This window comes from Paenibacillus sp. AGC31 (genome assembly GCF_057334655.1).
Genome location: NZ_JBHFJH010000024.1, coordinates 501,174 through 522,694, shown reverse-complemented (window position 1 = coordinate 522,694; position 21,521 = coordinate 501,174). Strand labels below are relative to the sequence as shown.

Here is a 21,521-nt window from a genome sequence, read left to right as displayed (position 1 = left end):
CCCCTTTAGCCTTTGCGCAGCAGATTGGCTTCCGCTTCAGACAGCTGGGTGTAGTTCGGCACCAGCGCATGCACGTCATCACGCTGACCTGCAAGCAGCGCGGCGGCGCCAAGGCGCCCAACCCAGCGGCCTTCCAGCTCATAAGGTACGAGCTGGAGCGCCGTTCCTGCGGGGCAGTGAAGCTCCGCCGCTGCCGCAGCATGAGGGCCCGTCTCGCCGACGATCCAGACGGCTGCGGGCCGCTCTTCCGGCGCCGCCTCCGCCATGCGGGCGGCGAGGGCTTCCAGCCATCCGTCCATCTTGCGGATGGCATCAGGCGCCAGACGCCGGGGGGCATCGCTCCCGGCGGAGGCAAACAGCGCGGTGCACGCTTGACCGCGCCGTGCATCCACAAGCGGAACGATCCAGTGGACAGGGGCAGCACCTGTGCTGCCCTGGTCCGCGGATGGCTTTCCGCCAGCCCCTACTGCGGCATCCTCTGCTGCAGCTTCTGCCTTGGCGGCAAGCCCGCTGTGCCAGCCGCCCCAGGCGATGGCCTGAAGGCTGGACACCCCGGCTACGGGGATGTCCCACGCCCAGGCCAGTGTCTTCGCAGCGGTCACCGCAATGCGGATGCCCGTATACGAGCCTGGGCCAACGCCAACGGCAATGCCGTCCAGTTGGCCAGGCTGTGTGTTGCTGGCGGCCAGCAGCTGCTCCATCACCGGTACGACGTGTACCGAATGGTTACGCTCAGCCCGTTCATTGCGTTCTTCCAGAAGCGCATGATCTTCCATCATCGCAGCTGCCATCACTGCGGTGGATGTATCCAACGCCAAAAACCGCTGACGCGGCTCTTTTTGTAAATCTTCCATCATCATTTGACCCCATTCTGTCTGAACTGTCGGCACATGGCTGCATAAGTCTCGCCGTACCCATCCAGTGTAATCGTTCGATCCTCCAGGCCCGTTGTTTCAATCTGCACATGCAAATGCTCTTGCGGCAGCAATTCGGGAATGATACTCGACCACTCCACCAGACTGACTCCGGCTCCATAGAAATATTCATCAAGTCCAAGCTCATCCGCTTCTTCCAGCGATATGCGATATACATCCATGTGATATAAAGGCAGACGCCCTTCGTACTCCTTGATTAGTGTGAATGTGGGACTGCTTACCACATCACGTACACCCAAATGCCAGGCAAATTTCTGTGAAAATGCCGTTTTACCCGCGCCCAGATCACCATCCAAAGCAACCACCATGCCGGCGTTTGCCTGTCTGGCGAGTGCGGAAGCGAGTGCTTCTGTATCTGCAATGCCATGGGATTGATACACCCACTGCTCGTGCGTCTGATTCAATATTCGCCCCACCTTTGGCGGTCCAGCCGCCTGAGTTCACTTTGAACCTTATTATATCGGTCCCTTTCTTCCCCCGCAACATCCAAGGAGGCAAGCGGAAATATAACATGCATTATTAGACGTGTCACAAAACTCGCTTCCTTCGAAGTTTCAGACACCCACTAGGAAAAACCAAAAACCGGCACCTCTCGGTACCGGCCGTGTTATGCATAAATTTCAGCTTTTATTCATTCTCGAATCCCTCAATAACTATATGTTACTTGTATCTACTCCTCCAAACGATCCACACGTACCGTATGGGTATTTCCCGGGTTACTGCCCACCTGAACGGTTGCCATGCCATTGGCTTCATCCACACTCTCGATCCAGACCGGATCTCCTTCCAGCGTAACAGCAATGGTATCCTTCGAATCATAGATCGCCTTGGCGCGCTTCGCATCCATCATTTTATTCATACTCCCCTTCCGGATCTTCGTGGTCTTCCCTAATCATGGTGTCTGTTGTGCTATCACCAATATAACCGTTATCTTCCGTAACCTGTCCCCCGCCTAACCCTTCATTCACCATCCGGTCAATGTCGAGCATAAAGGACTCCCGATCAAGGGGCAATTCTTCCGAAGTGACCGCTTCCCAGTTTACAGCTGTAGCAGGTGTATAGAATTCTTCAGCACTTTCGGCTTCGGCAAGAGGATACGGAGAAAATGCATGCTTGTGTGCTTCTTCCTCATCACGTCTGTTCTTCAATATTGCACCTCCCGGCATATGTGCTGCGAGAATAACTACCTATCCCATGCTCGTCTTCCTGTCGGAATCCAAACATGTTTCTGTTATCATCCCCGAGTCTCGCCGAACCATACGAATTCGTTCATCTACAAGACGATTATCCCTCGCACCAGATGCCCATACTATTGAATATAAATCCGTGTTCAAAAAGTCCGGTTTTCAGTACCAAGAAGATGGAATAAAGCTAGAAATGGAGTAGCGGAGCGTAGGCAAACTACGTGAGCAACGGACATTTGGGCTGAATTTCATATTCGATGCTGATCATGCCGCTAGGCATGATTCGTAATCAAAAGCGGAAATTTTTGAACAACCTTTTGAAAGGAGCCGATCTATGCATACCGTCTGGAAAGGTGCAATCAGTTTTGGCCTTGTGCATGTCCCTGTCAAAATGTTCTCGGCTACCGAAGACAAAGACATCTCGATGCGTTATATCCATAAAGTCTGCGGCAGCCCGCTCGCTTATGTTCGTCAATGTCCCTCCTGTGAAGTGGACGTGAAGTGGGAAGAGATCACCAAAGGCTATGAATATGAAAAAGGAAAGTTTGTTCTCTTCGAGAAAGATGAATTGGAAGCGTTGAATGATTCCACCAGCAAAACCATTACCATACTGGATTTTGTCGACTTGACTGAGATTGATCCGATCTATTTTCAGAAAACATATTACCTATCGCCCGATCAGGCTGGGGGAAATGCCTACCAGTTGTTGATGAACGCGATGCGAGATACCAGCAAAATTGGGATCGCCAAAATCTCCATTCGCTCCAAAAGCAGTCTGGCTGCCATACGTGTGCTGGAAGATTGCCTCTCCATGGAGACGATTTTCTATCCGGACGAGATTCGTCCTGTCTCCCAGGTGCCCAACTTGCCTGAAGTGCAGAACGTGAATGAAAAGGAACTCACGATGGCAAAGTTGCTGATTGATCAATTGTCCACGCCTTTTGAACCCGGTAAATACACCGATGACTATCGCAGCAAACTGCTGGATCTTATTCAGCACAAAGTGGCAGGCGAAGAAATCAAGATTGCTCCAGCCAAACCTGAAGCTAATGTGATGGATTTGATGGCTGCCTTGCAGGCAAGTATCGAGGCCGTGAAGCCTATTCCGGCTGACCCTGGGACAACAACGGCCAAGCCTAAGAAACGTGCACCGCGAAAAACGCCTGCTCAAGCGGTTGCCGGAGGAGAATCCGATACACCTGCTGCACCAGCCAAAAGAAAAAACGCGACACCCAAACCAAAAGTTTGAATGTCGCTAATGCAAGACCGATTCCGTTATATGACTCATGTAACGAGGTTTACTCCGATCCGGCTTCACAGTCGGATTTTTTTGTTTTACAGAACGATTTAAGCAGTACTAGTCAATAAAACTCCAGTTATAATTCCAAAATGCGATTGACGAAAGCTGATTTATATTTTATATTAACTTATGAAAAGTAACTTATTTATGAATATACAGTCACCCTGTAATTCAGCTTCAACAGTATGCAATTAAATAATCCGTTTTCAACGCATATACACAATCAAACAGAACCTATATTATCTATTCTCAGGAGGAAACCATCATGAATACAACGTATCAAATCCCTGCCACAACCCATCTGGGTGAAGTGAGTCTGCGAATTATGAACCTGGAGCGTTCAATTAAGTTCTATACCGATGTGGTTGGATTAAAATTACTTGAGCGGAGTGGCAAAGTGGCTACGTTGACAGCCGACGGAAAACAGTCCCTGCTGCGATTGGAAGAGCTCACGGATGGAATTACCCTGCCGGAACGCTCACACGCTGGCTTGTATCATTTCGCCATCCTGCTTCCTGACCGCAAGTCCCTGGGTCTTGCTCTTCGTAATCTGGCTGCATCCGGCATCGATATCGGCCAAGGCGATCACTTGGTCAGCGAAGCTTTCTATATCTCCGATCCCGATCAGAACGGAATTGAAATCTATGCGGACCGTGCACGTGATACCTGGAAACGGGATAGCGACAATAACTACGTAATGGCAAGTGATCCTGTAGATGTGGAAAGCCTGTTTGCCATATCGGAGAATGAACCTTGGCATGGCCTGCCTGCTGGCACCGTTATTGGTCATGTACATTTCCACGTCCGCAGCCTGGAAGAAGCCCGCAACTATTACACCGGCATACTCGGTTTTGATATCGTGGGCAACTTCGCCAACATGTCTGCGCTGTTTGTTTCCGCTGGGGGTTATCATCACCATCTGGGACTTAATATCTGGGCAGGAGTGAATGCACCTGCTAATCCAGATAACGCTACAGGAATTGACTACTTCACCATTGTGTACGCCTCAAAGGAACAATTGGATCAGGCACTTGAACAATTGCGTCATTCCGGTGCAGTCGTTACACAAGTGGAGGGTACCTGGGTTACGGTAGACCCACAGAACATCCGTGTACGTCTAACCGCTGCCAATTGATTTGGTTAGGACACACACGATCATTATGGATAATTTCATAACATAAGCCCGAGTACCTGATTTCTCCACATCACAGAGAGATCGGATACCCGGGCTTTTTCATTCGCTTTTTATAAGACCGTCCATATTAGTGCATCCTAACGACTACTCCGACAAGTTAAATTCAAAAAATATGGAGATCGAAAAGACGCATGATGTTTAGGGCGTTCGTTTCTCTAATGCTCCGGACAAGAAAGGAGTACCCCATGTTCAAACCGTTGATTCCATTCGAACCCATCTCCAGAGATACCTTACCCACAGGACCGCAATGGATTGCCCAGGTCAAGTGGGATGGAGTCCGCATGCTTGCCTATGAGGACGGGCATGAGCTGCGCCTGGTGAATCGCAGATTACATGATCGAACCGCACAGTATCCCGAGCTGGTAACACCACGCAATTTATGTGCAGGCTCCTCTTATATTTTGGATGGAGAAGTTATTGCGCTGGACCCAGACACCGGAAAACCTTCGTTTTATCATGTTCTTCGGCGGGATCGGATGAGCAGACCCGAAGGTATCGCCCAAGCCATACATCAGATTCCGGTCACATATATGGTATTTGATATCCTGTTCTATGAGGGGAAATGGGTGACGGATCAGCCTTTGGCAGATCGACAGCGCCTGTTGCACGAGGTCCTTAACACCGCTCCCCATGTTCAGGAGGTCACCAATACGCTTGATGCCTCTTCCCTGCTTACGGTCATGAGACAACATCAGATGGAAGGCATTGTCTGCAAGGATCTCACCAGCAGTTATGGCATACAGGGCAAGGACCAGCGCTGGCAGAAAGTCAAAATCATGCATGATGTATATGCCATGATCGGGGGAGTCACGTACCGGAGCGGTATTGTGAATGCCGTCGCGGTCGGTGTATATGATGGGCCTAATTTTGTCTATATTGGTCATGTCGGGACTGGCAAATTGAACTCCAATACGTGGCGGGAACTCACCCATCAAGTCGAGCCTTTGATCAGACAGGACAGACCGTTCCATAATGTACCCGAGCGCAGTGCAGAGACCACCTGGGTGGAACCACGAATAGGAGTCAAAGTGCAATATATGGAGTTGACTCATCATCACACTCTACGCCATCCCAGTATTCAGACCTTCGCGGATGTAACCCGTGAGGATTGTCTGGCGAACCAGCTTCTTCAATGACTCAGTCCAAGATTGATTACACGTATAGGAGGTGTTCCATATGGCCCCCAAGATCCAGGGAACCATCATAATAGAAGGCACAGAACTGACGGTAACGAATCCGGACAAGCTGTTATGGCCGGATGCGGGTGTCACCAAAGCCATCTATCTGCAAAAGCTGGCCGCTCTGGCTCCTTATCTGCTCACGTATACGAGCAATCGACTTCTCACCACGATAAGATATCCCCACGGCGCTGGAGGGACATTTTTCTATCAAAAGAATGCCCCTGAGCCTATACCAGATTATGTGCGGACTGAAGTTCACGACGGCATCCGCTATGTGGTCATGAATGGACTTCCGGAATTGTTATGGCTTGGCAATCTGGCCGCACTTGAATTTCATCCTTCTCTGCATACTGTGGGAAGCCATCTGCCCAGTGAATGGATGATTGATCTGGACCCCTCTCAGGAACATGAACCGCGGATCATGCATGCTGCACTCATCGTTGGAGAAACCCTGACTTCCCTTGGTCTGAGGTCTATTCCCAAAACTTCGGGCGCAACAGGAGTTCAAATCATCGTTCCCATTGTGCAAGGAGTAACCTTTGATGAATTGAGAGAGATCGGTTATTTTGTGGGTAAATATGTCACTCAGAAGCACCCGGATCTGTTCACACTGGAACGACTCAAAAAGGACCGTGGAGACCGCATTTATTTTGACTATCTCCAGCATTATGGAGGCAAGACCCTTGCCGCTCCCTATACACCACGTGCCAAATCCGGGGCCACTGTCTCTACACCCCTTACCTGGGACGAGGTTAGAAGCAACGTCTCCATCCAGGATTACCATCTGATGAACATTATTGAACGCTTGAACCAAACCGGTGATTTAATCGCAGCTGTTGAACCCCAACCGGTGGAGCTCATTCTCAAACATTTGAAGAAAAAATAGCCGACTCCCTCATCACAAGGGTGTCGGCTATTATCATTCATGCGTATATCAATCGCTAATGGATACCTTTTTTCTTGAAACGTCCGCCCTTCACATCATGAATGTTACCGATAGCCACAAAGGCTTGCGGGTCCCAATCTTCAACGATGGTCTTAAGCTTCGCTTCTTCCAAACGGGTGATCACGACAAAGATGATCTTTTTCTCGTCCCCGCTGAATCCGCCCTCTCCATCCAGGAAAGTTACACCACGACCAAGACGGTCTGTCAGGGCTGAACCGATATCACGATATTTATCACTAATGATCCATACTGATTTGGACTGGTCAAGTCCCTCATTCACAATATCAATCATCTTCATCGCAATATAATATGCAATCATGGAATACAGGGCGTTCGGCCAGCCGAATACAAATCCTGCACCTGCGAAAATAAACACGTTAATGAACAATACGATCTGTCCTACAGACAACGGTGATTTCTCACTCAGCAAGATGGCGACAATCTCCGTACCATCCAGTGAACCACCTGAACGAATCACGAGTCCAACCCCCACACCCAGGATCAATCCGCCGAATACGGCTCCGAGCAATGGCTCTCCTGGTGTTAATGCAGGCACGCGGTGCAACAACGCAGTCCCGATGGACATCACCACGATCCCAAGCAGCGTGGATAACGCAAATGTTTTACCAATCTGCTTGTATCCCAGAATCAGGAATGGCAAGTTGAGCAAGGTCAGGAATACTCCGAGTGGCAGATGTGTTAGCTCTGACACCATAATCGAAATACCTGTAATTCCCCCATCAATTACGCCATTGGGCACAAGGAATATTTCAAGTGATACAGCCATTAGTGCAGCACCAATCAGAATCATCACAATACGTTGCAGCAGCTTTAATGTAAACACCGAGCTTTTGACCCCGCGGTCAGCTGGCTTGACTGTTAGTTCTTTCACCGTTACATTGGACATGGTATCCCCCCCGTTAAATCAGTGTGTGAATCCATTTTATAAATCATTTAAATACTCAGGGTGAATCTACATCTAGAAAACAGCAAACTGCTGTTCTACATGTACCCTGGCTATACAAGCACAAGCATCTAAAGGCGATATAAAATGGATTCAAAATGGTCTTCATCCCGGTTTGCACTTTCAAAAGAGAGCAAAAGGGAGCCTGTTTTCCCGCAGACTCCCCTCCTTCACCAAGACATAAATTATATATCTATTATATCATAAAAGATCAAATTTGCACAAAATACTTAGCAAAAAGAAGATAAATTCACAAAAAGTGAACTTATCCTCAGAAATCTGCCCTAAATCGCCTAAAGAAGCGGAGAAAGCATCCGAGAAAGCATTTCTGCGCCTTTTTGCCGTCGTGAACGCCTCTGAAATACCTCCCCATTGATCTGACTGCATTCCCCGAGATCACGTTCAAAGTCAGTGATCAAACGACGAATCGGAGAGCACTCGAACAGGACAGCCGTTAACTCAAAATTGCAAAAAAAACTGCGCATATCCATATTGGCCGTGCCTACCGTTGCAAGCAACTCATCCACAATCATCACTTTGGCATGTACAAAACCTTTGCGATATTGGAAGAACTCAACACCTGCTCGCAGAAGTTCCTCTACATATGAAAGGGATGCCAAATGAACAAGCTTTGAATCGGATTGATACGGAATGATAATTTTCACATCAACGCCACTGACAGCGGCTGTTTTGAGTGCCTCATACAGGGCAGGATCAGGAATAAAATAAGGTGTGGTAATGTAAATCCGGTCACAGGCTACCGAAATGGCTCCAAAACACATTTCCTGAATGGCATCCCAGTCCTGATCCGGCCCACTGGCCAGAATCTGAATTCGTTCTTCCCCGCTACAGATATGAGGTGGAAACAATTCCACAAGCTGGGGTTCGGTAATTCGCTCACCGGAAGCCAATTTCCAGTCGTTAAGGAACGTACTTTGCAGGAAATATACGGCATCTCCCTCAATCTGCACATGTGTATCCCGCCAGAAACCCACCTCCGGATATCGTCCAAGGTAATCATCGCCTACATTAATGCCACCCACGAAGCCAACCTGTCCATCCACAACAACAATTTTACGGTGATTCCGGTAGTTGACTCTTCGGTCAATCGTTGCAATCAGTGGCGGTAGAAAATAATGAAACTCCACACCTGCATCCTGCAGTTTGCGGATAAAACTCCAGCTCATCTTGTGACTGCCGAGACCGTCACAAATAAACCGAACCTTCACGCCCTCCTGTGCCTTGCGAATCATGACATCCTGAAACTTCGTACTGATCACATCATCACGGAAAATGTAAAATTCCACATGCAGATGGTGCTTTGCTTTTTCCATTTCGCTCAGCATTGCCGCAAATGCCTCTTCACCATTTGTGAGCACCGTACTGTTATTACAACCTGTAATCGGGCTCTCCGACAGATGGGATAACAGGTTAAACAATCGATGCTGGTGGCTGAAACGATCACCAGGCATATGTTCGACATCTCCAATGATGTGGGCTTGTTCCCAGATCGTTTCCTTCATTTCACGGAAGATCCGCGATCCACCTTTGCGAAGTTTTTTTCGTTTGTTATAATCCTGCGCTACGAAATAGTACACTACAAAACCGATCAAAGGCACGCAGAACAAAATAAACAGCCAAGCCACAGCTTTAGCCGGATTACGAAATTCCAGCAGTAGAATTGTGGCTGCCTGGAAAATAAATACGAGTAATATAATGACCAGCCAGAACATTTGGCTTCCTCCTCAAGTAGCAAGCTTCATGACCTTGCCCTTCTCTCACCTACACAGCTTTGACGATTATGTAATCAGCTAATCATAGATACCCATTGTACCCCCTATTCGTAACGTTTACTTAGATAAAACTTTACATAAGCAGACGGAATACTTGATTCTGGAAATTCAGATTTCTACTTTGTTCATTGTATATTTTGACTGTGTTACCTTCTACATATCAGTTTAATGATGGAGCAGATTCGCTTTGTGACGCCAATCTGCTCATTCCACCTTCCAGACTCTTCCTCATTTCTTTGTCTGGAGGTGGTCTTCTTACGTAAAATTAGATATAATAATCGTTAAAAACTTATTACCTAAAGGAGAAGAGCAGTGAATGGAAAGTGAGAGGTATGCGTTAAATTTAGTAATGGTTGCTTTTTTGATAGGACTTTCGGCGTTTTTTGTTGCAGTGGAATTCGCTCTAGTGCGGGTTCGACCGAGCCGGATCGACCAAATGATTGCAGAAGGAAACAAGCGTGCGCTGGCTGTTAAACAAGCTGTTGCCAATCTGGACGGATATTTGTCTGCCTGCCAGCTTGGAATCACGATCACATCTCTGGGACTGGGCTGGCTGGGTGAACCGACGGTAGAGAAGATTCTCCACCCTGTGTTTGAAAGCTTGCAAATTCCTGAGGCGGTTTCTTCATTCTTATCGTTTGTTATCGCGTTTGCTTCCATCACGTATCTGCATGTTGTGGTTGGTGAACTCGCTCCAAAAACGATTGCAATCCGGAAAGCCGAGACTGTTGCACTGCTGACGTCTACACCTATCATCTGGTTTAACCGAATTATGTATCCTTTTATCTGGCTGTTAAACGGCTCAGCGAACCAACTGGTGAAACTGTTCGGAATCAAACCTGCTTCCGAGCATGAAGATGCACACTCCGAAGAAGAGTTGCAGATCATTATTAATGAGAGCTTTGAAAGTGGTAAAATCAACCAAGCCGAGTTCGGTTATGTAAGCCGGATCTTTGCCTTTGATGAGATGTTAGCCAAAGAAATCATGGTACCCCGGACCGATATGGTCTGCCTTTATGTGAATAGAACAAATGAGGAAAACCTGGAGATCATTCGTGAGGAACAATATACCCGTTTTCCGGTAGTTAATGAGAGTAAAGACGATATCATCGGTATCATTAATACGAAACAATTCTTCCTGGAACTTTACGGAAACGATGAACCTGTCGATCTATCCTCCCTGATCCAGCCTGTATCGGCTGTTCACGAAACAACTCCTGTGAAGGACTTGCTCAAGAAAATGCAGAAGGATGGCGTACATATCGCCGTGCTGGTCGATGAATATGGCGGAACTTCCGGAATTGTAACCATCGAGGATGTACTTGAGCAGATTGTTGGTGAGATTCGCGACGAGTTCGACGCAGACGAAGTGGAAGATATTCAAGTCATCAATGAGAACTATGTCATTATGGATGGTAAGGTTTCCTTATCGAAGGTGAACGACATGTTTATGTCCAGCCTGGATGCAGATGAGTGGGACACCATTGGTGGATGGCTCTACAGCCATCGTCCCGAGATGAACGAACAGGAAGAATATGAGTTCGAGAATCTAATTTTTGTTTTGCTGGAAAAAGATAAAAATCGGTTCTACAAAGTGGCCGTTGTTCCCAAGGAACCACTGACCATGTCTGATTATACCGATGAAGACGAGAAAGAGTCCAATTGGTCTAAATAAAGCAAATTTGTAAAAAAAGAAAAGGAGCACTTGCCTATATCGGTAAGTGCTCTTCTTATATATCTCGCCCCATCCGACACTTCTCCAATTTATCATTCAACCAAGAATGGAACTCCCGTTTTTAGTTAGATTTTAATACCCACTTTGCAATATCATCGATAATGGCTTTGGAGACATTAGATGGCTCAGCGTACTCTTGACCGATTGAAAGTCCATCATAGCTGGATAAAAGATGATTTACCTTTGGATAGCTATTGAACGTTACATTGGAATGACCTTGAAGCGACGATTTCCAGGTTTGGAATTGATCCATAGACACTTGCACATCATTTTCGCCTTGTATAACAAGCATAGGTTTATTTTGTGTTTTAGCCAGTTCCGCAGGCACATAATCTCTCTGCTCAAACCACCAATAAGCAGGTTGAAGTGGAAACGCCTCAGGAAGATGATCTACAGAGTATTTTGGATCTTTAACCATCGCAGTCACATTTTTATAAAAATCGGCTTGTCCTTGAATCATCTCCGTGTCTAAACCAAGCTGCTTCATCCGCTCTACCAATTCGTCCTGCTGCTCGGTAAGCACATCCACGAAGCTACTACTTGGTGCAGCAAGTAGAATACTTCCTGCAATATCATGTTGTTTATCCTCAGCAATGATTAATGGCATTGCAAACCCGCCTTGACTATGTCCAGCTACAAAAATCGCTGTAGAATCAATATGTGCATTCTTTTTAAGGAATTCCACTGCATCATTTACCTGATCTACGCTCTCTTGTTTTAATGTGAATTTAGGCTGTGAAGCCACCTTATAGGTATGCTCATACGTGACCTTATCGTATCTTAATACAGCAACTCCTTGTGAAGCTAAACCTACCGCAAGATCGCGAAATGGCTTTGCACCACCAATGGCAGCATCTTGATTGTTAGGCCCAGATCCGTGTACCAGAATGACAACCGGGAAAGGTCCCTCTCCCTTGGGCAAAGTTAATGTCCCTGGCAAAGCCAAATCACCCTGACCAACCGTAATGGCTTGTTCTGTATAGGCAGATGGGTCGTCGTAGCTTGGTTTTTGATACACATCTGGCGTAGCGGCGGCAATATGCAAATCATCCACAAGTCCGTTATGATTCATTCTGACCGTAATATTCAAACGAGTCAGCTCTGTTTTGAACGTATAGGTAACATTGCGATGCACTGTATTATTTTCTACATGCATAGCTATGGCTTCACTTGTAATTTTGCCATTTTGTCCTTCTAAAGCTCCCCACAGCTGGCTCAACAACGTGGGTGACAACACTCCACTCACAGAGGTATGAACATACTTGGCAGCCTCCTTGCCATCGCCCTCACTAATAAGTGAAATGAATCTGTCCTCAGGTGCTGCCTTCAGCGTCTCGGAAAGAAATGCCCCATCCATATAGGTAGTTCCTTTCGTTAACTGAACAGGATTGTTTAAGGATATGGCTTGCCCATCCACCATCGCCTGTTTCTCTCCTACCTTAACTATAATCGTAAGCTCACTTTTTCGTATTGTGATTTCGCCTGTCTTTTGTTGCCAAGATACCTCTGCCCCATTCTTTTCTGCAATCTCACGAATAGGAACAAGATTTTCACTACCAGCAGATTTTTCAGCAGCTTCTGAGATGGGTGTCACCGGAAGGATGAGACCTACGAAAGTAAGAGAAAGTAATAGCTTTTTCCAATTGTTCATTGTAATAATTCCTCCTAATCATTTTATCTATCATATGCATAGATCTATGAGCATTTATTGGCTCAGAACTATACTTATAACAACAATAGCAATGATGAATAACAACAGGACCCAAGATAGTGGACGAGCGAAGTTAATCGTCCAACCTATTCCATAACGCTTTTCTATGGTTAAAGAAGGATCATTGGCATTGAAGTAAATAAACCCAAGCTTCCAATAATCATCGTCATTCACAGGCTGCTCCTTAGATCGTTCGTGATCCTTTTGTTGATTACGAATTTTCCCACCGCCTTGTCTGCCTGTGAGAGACAGCCATACAACACCTAATACGATCACCACAGGAGTGATGAGGCTAATAGCTGTTAACAAGACCAGATTAGGGACGAACATATTGATCTGAATGAAGGCAAATAAAATGGTAAGAAGTAAGCCTGTTACAAGCGTAAATAGGGACCATTTACGGCGGAATTGAATATTCTCAGCAGCAAATTGGCCAGGATTAGACGTAGTAAGCTGTTGTTTGCTTGATTTAATACTCCAGTTCACCAACATCAGAAGTGCAATGATTCCTAGCTGTACAAGATTAATAGCCAGTACCGAGAGGTAGGTTTTAGGTACACTGGAAGTGACATGGCCCTGAAGATCATATTTTATGGGAATGGCGTTAGGGAGTGCCTTATAATTCAGGATCGTAATGATTGCAATAGCTACAATAATAGCCATGTGAACGAGAAACCAATAGTTGGAATAGGTGAGTTTATTTTGGCGGAAGGTGGTATCGATTTTAACTCTTTGAGGTGCTTCTACAGTTGTAAGTGTTCCTTTGATCTTTTTCATCTTGAAATGGAATAAGATGTGTAGTGCTGCCCAGTACACAATAAATATCATTGTACTAACACCGGTAATCATTGCAGTAGAATCTTCATTAGCTGATCGGAGAAAATACAGACAGATAAGTATAATCATCCCGTTTCCGATCAGACTTACTTTAGCAAACGTACTCCTTAGCTTACGTAAGGTGGGTGTGTAGTAATTATATTGACTTACCGTAACCCCAAAGCTAATGGTTTCCCTTGTCAGATATGGTGCAAAGGATAGAAGTAAGGCTAATGGGGCAAAGATTAAAATGATAGGTAATATATTAAATAGCTGCATACATAACACACTCCCTTGATTCTTTATTCTTTGTTGTGACCCATCTTTACATCGTCATACATTTGGTCTAACACCGCAGATAGTTCCTCTTTGGTCATTCCGCGACAGATCGCTTCGGCAATAATCGGTCTTAATTCTCTTTGCTGCTTTTTCAAAAAATCATCCGTTAAACCAGGCATTCCATCAGGGTTCACTACAACTCCCTTTTGTCTATGAACCAGAATGTATCCATCTTGCTTGAGTAGGGTATAAGCCTTGTTGACGGTGTGAAGGTTAACACCGATATCTGCTGCCAAATTCCGAACCGAAGGTAACGCCTCACCTAGCTGTAACTCACCACTAGCAATGCCTTCAATAATTTGATAAACAAGTTGCGAATAGATGGGAAGTTCGGATTGCATATCCAGTTGAATAATCAAGGGTTCACCTTCTTTTTGTTATCTGTTATATATCAAGTATAACAGATATAACACGAATGAGCAATATGTATGAAAAAAAGCCGCATATCAATGGCGAGGGTAAACTTACCTGACCCTTCACCATTGATATGCGGCTTATCCTGATGAGCTTATCGATGTGATTCAATAACAAACATTAGTAGTGGCACACATGATAGCGTTGTATTTCAACTTCCATTTAAGTTTCAGTCTTATCTTCAACAATCCGATAATGGATTTTGCGAACTATAATTTTCAGAATCATATATAGAGGAATTACGATGATCATACCCAAGATATTTCCCAGGTCAGCACCCACGAGCAAAAGGATAACGGTAGTCAGTGGATGAATATCGAGCTGCTTGCCATAGACGTAAGGTGAGATCAGGTTATCCTGGATTTGCTGTGCGATTACAATGATGACCAGTGACCAGATCGCCATCGAAGGTGATTCGATAAACGCAACAATGACAACCGGAATAGCTGCCAGCAAAGCACCCACATAAGGGATGAAGTTCAGAATAATGGATACAACCGTCAGCAGCAATGCGTAAGGCAAACCTAAAATGAGAAAACCGATGTACATCAAAATCCCCAGGGCTACATTAACAATAACCCGGCCAACAATATAGTTGCTTAGTGCTTCATCGATCTCATGGACGGTTTCTTCCCCATCCTTCCGATAATGTCTTGGCAGCAATAAAGTCAGATTCGTTCCAAACTTGCTGCCTTCCTTGAGCATGTAATACAACATGATCGGAAACGTTGCCAGGATAATAACCAGATTGGATACCACGGAGAATAACCCTGAGACATAATTGGTTACCTGTGTGATCCCTTGGCTCAGAACATCGGATAATCGTGAGAATAGATTGGAATCATCAGGCAGGTATCTGGACACAAAATTGCTCTTTTCAAGTGCATTCAACTGATCGCTGAGTGAAGTAACCAACGCTGGAGCATTCTCCACGAAATTCATCAATTGTTCACGCAGGGAAGGCCATACAAGCACACTAAAACCTGCAAGGATTAGTGCAATTACGACATAAATAATCAGAACTGACAATGCACGTTTGATCTTATGCCTTTCCATATAATCGACGAGGGGGCGCAGCAGATAATAGAAGAAACCAGCAATCAGCAGCGGAATGATGATGATATGAATCAGTGAGGTCAAGGGGCTGAAAATAAAGTTCACTTTTTCCCCCAGATACACGATGAGCAGCAGCAGAATAATCGCTGTGCATATGCGGTAGAACTTGTTATTTATCAAGAAACGTGATCCCTCCATGCGCTGCTCTGCCAAATTGACTGGAGCGTTCATATGTATATCTAGTCATTTATAAGTACCCTTAAATGACAGTCATGCCACAGGCGATGCTGAATATACACTTATTTTCTTTCCAAAACAAACATTGGAGCAAAAAAAAGAAGCAGGCGTTAGCCTGCCACATCTCTTTTGCTGAATACAACCCAGGAAATCACCATGAAAATAACGTAATACACCGCCAGGACTGCAATGGAGAAACCTAGTGTCATTCCTGCACTCGGGCCACCCATTAGCGCAAAATCCGCCCCGGAGGTCATGTATTTGCTCAGATCCATGTTGTTGAATAGAACATACTTGGCCCACTCATAACGGACCGGATTGAATATGAGCGAGAAGATACTCTGTGAGAACATAATGAACAGGGATAATCCAATCGCAAGTGCACCTGAACGAAATACGGAGGACACCATAAAAGCAATCGCAAGCGTAATGAACAGATCAACGTACAAATATCCCCATAACGTCAGAGCATTCGTAGCCGGACTACTGCTTCCTCCCGGAGCATCATGCGAGAAAAGGATATAAGACGTTAGCATGGCCATCGCGATGATCAGCAATGTACTGACAATACTGAAGCCAACGACGGTCAGATATTTGGAAGCAAGAACTTTGCTTCGTGACCATGGACGGATCAGCAATAGCTTGATGGTTCCCCAGGTAAATTCGCCCGCAACCGATTCCGCTGCAATCACGACACAGAAGATCGTGTTCAGGAAAAACGTAATCTGGATGGTCGTTACAGCCGCTTCCCAGTACAAAACTTCATTGGACCCCATGCCTTCTCGCAGTAACACTGGCATTAATAGCGAGATCAGCGCCAGAATCGATAACATGATCCAGGTACGGGGACGACGGAAAATTTTCATATTCTCATTCAATATCAGATTACCGAAACTACCCAATTCCTCCACCCCCAGTGACTTGCAAGAATTGTTCTTCCAGGGTGTGAGTCACGTTACGAATACCGTATACCTGAAACCCTTCACTAACCAGCTTGGCATTGATATCCGGAATCTGCTCACGAGACACCCGCATCACCAGGACATTGCCCTGCACGATAGCACCCTGAATCAGATCCGCAGCGCGGTCAGCATCATTCAGCTCAAAAGCAACTTCGATTAATGCATCCGAACCGGCTTCAGCCCGAAGGTTTCTTACATCGATCAACTTGCCGTTCTGGATGATGGCCACTGTATCACACATCAGCTCCATCTCCGACAATAAATGACTGGATACAAAGACCGTAATACCTTCCTCTTGGGTGAGCTGACGCAAATAATCTCTCAGTTCCCGTATACCCTGCGGGTCCAAACCATTGGTCGGCTCATCCAGTACAAGCAGCTTCGGTTTATGTAATATCGCTTGCGCGACCCCCAGACGCTGGCGCATGCCCAGTGAATAGGTTTTGACCTTATCGTGAATACGGGCGGTAAGCCCCACACGTTCAATCGTTTCCGCAATACGTTCTTTCGTAACTCCCGGCGACATGCGGGCAAAGTGAACGAGATTCTGGTACCCGGTCAGAAACTTGTACATTTCCGGATTTTCTACAATAGCTCCTACCTGGGCTACCGCCTGTTCAAATTCATTCTTCACACTGTGTCCCGAGATGAAAATGTCACCTTTACTGATGGACATCAGTCCAACCATCATCCGAATCGTTGTTGTTTTCCCCGCGCCATTAGGTCCTAAAAAACCAAAAACCTGCCCCGGAGAAATATCCAGAGTCAGGTCGCTGACCAATGATCGGGAGGATATGATTTTGCTGACGCCCTGAATCCGGACGACCGGCTCCTGCTGCATTCAATCCCCTCCTTCATGGACGAGCACATCATTCATGCCCGTTTCTCATATGAACATAGTGTATCATAATCTTTAGTATATTGTCCCGCAAACTGGGATTTCCCCTGACGTTTCGCTTCAACTACACACGCTTCACAGCATCCAAGCGGCATTTCACTCCGGTAGAATCCGGTGCGAAATACGTGATTGCCTCCATTGCCCTCTTCCTTCATTTCGACAGAGCTTCTAGTGACCGACACAATCATCCCACAACTGACACAGTAAAAGCGGCCCGTTTCGATCAATGATATTCCTTCCCCTCACAAGGAGCTTAGAAGTCCTTGTTATTTGTCGTTAGACGCTGAAAATTGATACATTTTGTATCTATCTCGTAATTTACTTGACACCGGGACTAATGTCAAGGCTTCAAAGCCATAAAAACAAGCAAAATACAAAAAAAGCTCCATAAATGCGACAAAAGTCTCGCATTTATGGAGCCAGATGTTAGGTAAATGATACAATTCGGTTCAATGTATGGGTTAATATTATTTCTTGATCAGTCACTATTGTCGACCTGCGAGGTATCCTCATTTTTCTGATTTGGATAATACCAGAGTAAGGTCCACTCATCGCCATCCTCTACCAGATAACAGGTCTGCACAATATCGAATTGGCCAAAGGTACCTGAGTACTTCTGGGTGACCCGAATTCGGTAGGCTTCAGAAAATGGCTTAACGCCATCGATCACGGTTACATCGAACTCGCGCTCCGGCTTCTCCATCTCCAACTCAAACGTTTCCACGCCAAAGTGCTGCATAAATATATGTGCTCTGTTCTGTACGTAAGCACTCTTGGGAAACCGCTCTTTCATCAGGGGATGAAAAAGTTCCCATGAACTGCCGAAGTCACCCGTCTGCTCATATTTGTAGAACTCTTCGGCAACAGCAGCAGCTTCATCCGTTGTATCTGCCTGAAACAAATACGGAATGGTTCTGGCAATCAACCACAGCAATAATACAATGATCGTGATGAACCCGATCTTTTTGAGCAAAGCATTCCGGTTCCTTCTTCGCAGCATGTCCAGTCCTCCTTGTCCTACTCCATACTTATGATGGATGGCAGACAAGTAGAAGTTGAACGATACATCTAATTTCCTGGGAAATCACTCGCTGTGAATGGAAGTACGCTTTCCCTCCTTTCTGATCCTTCGGATCATGGACTGAAGCCCTGCATATATGGCAATCCCACAGCAACCGCCGAGCAAGTCCACTCCAACATCACGTATCGAGCTTGTCCTGTCCGGGCTGAACTGTTGAATATACTCATCAATGGAGGCTATAACAAACACCACAGCCAGAGCAGAAACGATACTGGTTACAAGGGATGTTCTTCTGTACCGCAGCCCGCCATAGACAAGCACGGCGAGCACAGCGTATACAAATAAATGCGCACTCTTGCGAAAGATGAACTCTGCAAAATCATACGGCCTCTGTTTCAGCGAATACTCATACTCCCCGTAAGTGAATTGCACATCAGGAAGTGTAAAACCGATGTGCAATTTTTGGGACCATTTATGAAGCCAAGGCTGAATGTCTTGCTGTTGAGAGGATTGCGTGGACATGGACCAGATGACCAGAATCCAGATCACAATCAACAGCAGAGCAATGAGAAATCCGTACGTTCTTCGTACATGCTTTTGTCTCGTGCGCCCGGAGCCCTCCTCCATCATTTTGATCTTCACCACTTTCATATCTCTCTCGTTATTCTATTGATCCAACATACATGCCTCTGCCATTTGTACCTACATATAGCTGACCATAGATTTGACGGTCTGCCACCATAATTTGCGGTTCATTGCCCAGCCCGATTCCATTACCTAAAGGACCTATATTGTTCCAGGTTGCCCCCATATCATCTGAACGGAAGAATCCATTCACGTTATTTACGGTACCATATACATAGACAGCTGGAACTAATTTACCCGGCTTCGCTTTTCCAAAGGCAAATAGTTTGGAATTCTGCACACCCGGGATCTTGGAAAAGGTATTTCCAGAGTTCGTTGATGCATATAATCCATCGGTTCCCAGACTCACCCATACATTATTCGCCACGCCAGGTGCAGCCTCGACTTTAATGAAGCTTGTATTGATATCCGTATTAATAGGAAGGCGAACCGCATTGGCCTTGGACCAGTTGGCTCCTGCATCCGTAGACCGATACAGATAACCGGCAGCATACATATAAAATTTATATCCATTGATGCGATCCGCAGCCAGTGGATGATTATAGGCAAAGACCATATTCCCCCCGATGGCCTGAAATGGGGCACCATTCATATTTTGCCATGTTGCGCCACGATTCGTGCTTCTGACCGGATTACCGGTCTGGGGGTAATAAACAATTACATTCGGATTGATGGCCGAGTAGGCGACCCTCCCCAGCTTGGAGCCAGCCGGAACATTCATTGGAGTTACGGTAACCCCGTTATTGGAAGAGACAAATAAGCGTGTGGTGGTACCATACCAGTCACTGCTTCCCAGAAATATCATGTAATTCGGGTTTGCCTCATGATAGTCAATACTCACAATTTCTCGCATACCTGAGAGTGGGATTTTATTAATAGGAACATCGGTTACATTTTCATGTCTAAATCCGACCTGATCCGTTAAACCACTAAAGAATGAAACACCCTGAGGTGGTGTGGAGGCCGTGAGTGCGACGACTTCTTCATGTCCATCGGTGATAGCTTCCCAAGTACTCGCTGTACTGCCAGTCAATCCATTGGTACCATTGATATTTTCCGTCTTGTACACGCCAAACCAGTCTGTAGCGTATACGGTGCCCGGATTATGCGGATCAAATTTGATACTGGATGTTGCTGAGAAAAACATGTTGGGTGTCCACCATGACGGTTTGGATACCAACGTTTTGCTCACTGTTGTCCAACTCAGCCCGCCATTAACGGAACGATACAGCGGAAGATTATCTCCGCCTGTTCGAACGGCTGCCAGGATGTGATTATCATTATTCGGATCAATCGTGATTCCATAATAAGATGAGTAACTAGAGCTGGGTGTTATATTCGTCCACTGCACACCATTGAACTTGTATACGCCTTGATTATCCGTGGTCACATACAACGTTCCGTTCTTCGCTACAGTCATACGTGCAGGATATTCGGGGCTTCTCCCGGTAAGTTGCCAGGTGGTCTGCCCATTGCTTCTTGGTGCTTTGCTATACACACCAATGCCGCGAACCCCCGCATACACAACTTGACCTTGCTTCGTCACGGGATTCAATCCATATGCTACACTCCGAATCCCCTCACCGGACAGCCCGCTAGGTACATCCCATACCTTGCTCCACGTGGATGCACCATCACTGGAAGTATACAATCCATCATATCGTGTACCCACGTGCAGGTAATTGGAGTTCGTGGGATTAACCGCGATGCTCTCTCCCATGGCTCGATGGATATTTCCATTCGATTCATTCCGAAGATTAAGTCCGGTTCGAATCCAGGTTTCTCCCCGGTCTGTGGATTTCAGAATATCACTTGGCCCCACGTTCCCGTACTTCCCAGCAGCGATATACACAACGTTGGGATTTTGCTGATCCAGCGCAATTCCATCCACGCCGTACAGATTACTGTCCTCATCTCCAAAATGATCCAGTAGTGGAATCCAATCTCCTGAAGTTACATCCAGTCGGTAAGCTCCTCCAACATCAGTTCGAGCGTAAACCAGATCAGGCTCAGTCGGATGAATGACCACCCCCGTAACGTACCCCCCACCACCAATAGGTATATTATTCCACTGATAGTTTTGAGCTGATTGAACATAATTTGTACTTGCCGGTATCATGAGCATATACATGAGTAGCACAATCAGGGACAATTTCATTAGTCTGGAGATACGCATCTGGTTCACCGCC

Annotated in this window: 21 protein-coding genes; 5 read left to right on the top strand and 16 right to left on the bottom strand. The window is 46.2% G+C overall.

The window, feature by feature from the left end; genetic code table 11:
* Positions 1–5: 5 nt before the first annotated feature.
* From tsaB to ACE04G_RS10075, 4 genes are all read right to left on the bottom strand, one after another.
* Positions 6–854 carry a tRNA (adenosine(37)-N6)-threonylcarbamoyltransferase complex dimerization subunit type 1 TsaB gene (tsaB, locus tag ACE04G_RS10090; protein WP_449003792.1) on the bottom strand — a complete coding sequence of 283 codons (849 nt, stop codon included), beginning with the start codon at positions 852–854 and terminating at the stop codon, positions 6–8.
* Positions 855–856: 2 nt separating this feature from the next.
* Positions 857–1,339 (bottom strand): tRNA (adenosine(37)-N6)-threonylcarbamoyltransferase complex ATPase subunit type 1 TsaE, encoded by a 483-nt coding sequence (gene tsaE / locus ACE04G_RS10085; RefSeq protein WP_211084337.1) that lies wholly within the window; start codon positions 1,337–1,339, stop codon positions 857–859.
* 266 nt (positions 1,340–1,605) lie between these two features.
* The gene (locus ACE04G_RS10080) at positions 1,606–1,782 is read right to left on the bottom strand and encodes an H-type small acid-soluble spore protein (RefSeq protein ID WP_145321463.1); all 177 of its coding nucleotides are present in this window, start codon (positions 1,780–1,782) and stop codon (positions 1,606–1,608) included.
* Between the two features lie 4 nt (positions 1,783–1,786).
* Positions 1,787–2,083: a hypothetical protein gene (locus ACE04G_RS10075; protein ID WP_186327780.1), complete on the bottom strand. Its 297-nt coding sequence runs from the start codon at positions 2,081–2,083 to the stop codon at positions 1,787–1,789.
* Between the two features lie 370 nt (positions 2,084–2,453).
* Here ACE04G_RS10075 and ku point away from each other — a divergent pair, with 370 nt between their 5' ends.
* The 4 genes from ku (at position 2,454) to ligD (ending at position 6,681) form a co-directional block, all read left to right on the top strand.
* Positions 2,454–3,368 carry a non-homologous end joining protein Ku gene (gene ku / locus ACE04G_RS10070; RefSeq protein WP_486094403.1) on the top strand — a complete coding sequence of 305 codons (915 nt, stop codon included), beginning with the start codon at positions 2,454–2,456 and terminating at the stop codon, positions 3,366–3,368.
* Between the two features lie 316 nt (positions 3,369–3,684).
* Complete coding sequence (locus tag ACE04G_RS10065) at positions 3,685–4,554, top strand: VOC family protein (protein ID WP_449003788.1); 870 nt, start codon at positions 3,685–3,687, stop codon at positions 4,552–4,554.
* A gap of 245 nt (positions 4,555–4,799) precedes the next feature.
* Complete coding sequence (locus tag ACE04G_RS10060; protein WP_221819132.1) at positions 4,800–5,750, top strand: ATP-dependent DNA ligase; 951 nt, start codon at positions 4,800–4,802, stop codon at positions 5,748–5,750.
* A 40-nt stretch (positions 5,751–5,790) separates the two neighbouring features.
* On the top strand, positions 5,791–6,681 hold the full coding sequence (ligD, locus tag ACE04G_RS10055; RefSeq protein ID WP_339307257.1) for a non-homologous end-joining DNA ligase: 891 nt from the start codon (positions 5,791–5,793) through the stop codon (positions 6,679–6,681).
* A 55-nt stretch (positions 6,682–6,736) separates the two neighbouring features.
* Here ligD and ACE04G_RS10050 read toward each other — a convergent pair whose 3' ends face one another.
* Both ACE04G_RS10050 and cls read right to left on the bottom strand, forming a co-directional pair.
* On the bottom strand, positions 6,737–7,648 hold the full coding sequence (locus ACE04G_RS10050) for a YitT family protein (protein ID WP_221819130.1): 912 nt from the start codon (positions 7,646–7,648) through the stop codon (positions 6,737–6,739).
* A gap of 350 nt (positions 7,649–7,998) precedes the next feature.
* Positions 7,999–9,438 (bottom strand): cardiolipin synthase, encoded by a 1,440-nt coding sequence (gene cls / locus ACE04G_RS10045; RefSeq protein ID WP_221819129.1) that lies wholly within the window; start codon positions 9,436–9,438, stop codon positions 7,999–8,001.
* A 376-nt stretch (positions 9,439–9,814) separates the two neighbouring features.
* On the opposite strand from cls, the gene ACE04G_RS10040 reads away from it, so the two are divergent.
* Positions 9,815–11,173 (top strand): hemolysin family protein, encoded by a 1,359-nt coding sequence (locus ACE04G_RS10040; protein ID WP_076209623.1) that lies wholly within the window; start codon positions 9,815–9,817, stop codon positions 11,171–11,173.
* A gap of 121 nt (positions 11,174–11,294) precedes the next feature.
* On the opposite strand, the gene ACE04G_RS10035 is transcribed toward ACE04G_RS10040, so the two are convergent.
* From ACE04G_RS10035 to ACE04G_RS09990, 10 genes are all read right to left on the bottom strand, one after another.
* Complete coding sequence (locus tag ACE04G_RS10035; protein WP_339307255.1) at positions 11,295–12,884, bottom strand: alpha/beta hydrolase family protein; 1,590 nt, start codon at positions 12,882–12,884, stop codon at positions 11,295–11,297.
* Positions 12,885–12,938: 54 nt separating this feature from the next.
* Positions 12,939–14,039, bottom strand: a complete 1,101-nt coding sequence (locus ACE04G_RS10030; protein ID WP_221819127.1) for a DUF1648 domain-containing protein — start codon at positions 14,037–14,039, stop codon at positions 12,939–12,941.
* Between the two features lie 23 nt (positions 14,040–14,062).
* Positions 14,063–14,458, bottom strand: a complete 396-nt coding sequence (locus ACE04G_RS10025) for a GntR family transcriptional regulator (protein WP_036611299.1) — start codon at positions 14,456–14,458, stop codon at positions 14,063–14,065.
* A gap of 217 nt (positions 14,459–14,675) precedes the next feature.
* Complete coding sequence (locus ACE04G_RS10020) at positions 14,676–15,749, bottom strand: AI-2E family transporter (protein ID WP_260632581.1); 1,074 nt, start codon at positions 15,747–15,749, stop codon at positions 14,676–14,678.
* A gap of 167 nt (positions 15,750–15,916) precedes the next feature.
* Entirely contained in the window at positions 15,917–16,708 is a 792-nt protein-coding gene (locus tag ACE04G_RS10015) for an ABC transporter permease (protein ID WP_036668933.1), read from the bottom strand.
* Positions 16,701–17,609 (bottom strand): ABC transporter ATP-binding protein, encoded by a 909-nt coding sequence (locus ACE04G_RS10010; RefSeq protein WP_221819126.1) that lies wholly within the window; start codon positions 17,607–17,609, stop codon positions 16,701–16,703. Before ACE04G_RS10010 ends, ACE04G_RS10015 begins: the two co-directional genes overlap by 8 nt.
* A 32-nt stretch (positions 17,610–17,641) precedes the next feature.
* Positions 17,642–17,893 (bottom strand): hypothetical protein, encoded by a 252-nt coding sequence (locus ACE04G_RS10005; RefSeq protein WP_143760279.1) that lies wholly within the window; start codon positions 17,891–17,893, stop codon positions 17,642–17,644.
* Positions 17,894–18,144: 251 nt separating this feature from the next.
* Positions 18,145–18,666: a hypothetical protein gene (locus ACE04G_RS10000; RefSeq protein WP_221819125.1), complete on the bottom strand. Its 522-nt coding sequence runs from the start codon at positions 18,664–18,666 to the stop codon at positions 18,145–18,147.
* 84 nt (positions 18,667–18,750) lie between these two features.
* A complete protein-coding gene (locus ACE04G_RS09995; RefSeq protein WP_221819124.1) occupies positions 18,751–19,338 on the bottom strand; it encodes a VanZ family protein in 588 nt (195 codons plus the stop codon).
* A gap of 10 nt (positions 19,339–19,348) precedes the next feature.
* The gene (locus ACE04G_RS09990) at positions 19,349–21,508 is read right to left on the bottom strand and encodes a hypothetical protein (RefSeq protein WP_221819123.1); all 2,160 of its coding nucleotides are present in this window, start codon (positions 21,506–21,508) and stop codon (positions 19,349–19,351) included.
* Positions 21,509–21,521 lie beyond the last annotated feature (13 nt).

What these genes read in the sequence shown, in the direction of transcription:
- tsaB (WP_449003792.1), bottom strand. Translation starts at nt 854, where the DNA reads ATGGAAGATTTACAAAAAGAGCCGCGTCAGCGGTTTTTGGCGTTGGAT.
- ACE04G_RS10080 (WP_145321463.1), bottom strand. Translation starts at nt 1,782, where the DNA reads ATGGATGCGAAGCGCGCCAAGGCGATCTATGATTCGAAGGATACCATT.
- ku (WP_486094403.1), top strand. Translation starts at nt 2,454, where the DNA reads ATGCATACCGTCTGGAAAGGTGCAATCAGTTTTGGCCTTGTGCATGTC.
- ACE04G_RS10065 (WP_449003788.1), top strand. Translation starts at nt 3,685, where the DNA reads ATGAATACAACGTATCAAATCCCTGCCACAACCCATCTGGGTGAAGTG.
- ACE04G_RS10060 (WP_221819132.1), top strand. Translation starts at nt 4,800, where the DNA reads ATGTTCAAACCGTTGATTCCATTCGAACCCATCTCCAGAGATACCTTA.
- ligD (WP_339307257.1), top strand. Translation starts at nt 5,791, where the DNA reads ATGGCCCCCAAGATCCAGGGAACCATCATAATAGAAGGCACAGAACTG.
- ACE04G_RS10050 (WP_221819130.1), bottom strand. Translation starts at nt 7,648, where the DNA reads ATGTCCAATGTAACGGTGAAAGAACTAACAGTCAAGCCAGCTGACCGC.
- cls (WP_221819129.1), bottom strand. Translation starts at nt 9,438, where the DNA reads ATGTTCTGGCTGGTCATTATATTACTCGTATTTATTTTCCAGGCAGCC.
- ACE04G_RS10040 (WP_076209623.1), top strand. Translation starts at nt 9,815, where the DNA reads ATGGAAAGTGAGAGGTATGCGTTAAATTTAGTAATGGTTGCTTTTTTG.
- ACE04G_RS10035 (WP_339307255.1), bottom strand. Translation starts at nt 12,884, where the DNA reads ATGAACAATTGGAAAAAGCTATTACTTTCTCTTACTTTCGTAGGTCTC.
- ACE04G_RS10030 (WP_221819127.1), bottom strand. Translation starts at nt 14,039, where the DNA reads ATGCAGCTATTTAATATATTACCTATCATTTTAATCTTTGCCCCATTA.
- ACE04G_RS10010 (WP_221819126.1), bottom strand. Translation starts at nt 17,609, where the DNA reads ATGCAGCAGGAGCCGGTCGTCCGGATTCAGGGCGTCAGCAAAATCATA.
- ACE04G_RS10000 (WP_221819125.1), bottom strand. Translation starts at nt 18,666, where the DNA reads ATGCTGCGAAGAAGGAACCGGAATGCTTTGCTCAAAAAGATCGGGTTC.
- ACE04G_RS09995 (WP_221819124.1), bottom strand. Translation starts at nt 19,338, where the DNA reads ATGAAAGTGGTGAAGATCAAAATGATGGAGGAGGGCTCCGGGCGCACG.
- ACE04G_RS09990 (WP_221819123.1), bottom strand. Translation starts at nt 21,508, where the DNA reads ATGCGTATCTCCAGACTAATGAAATTGTCCCTGATTGTGCTACTCATG.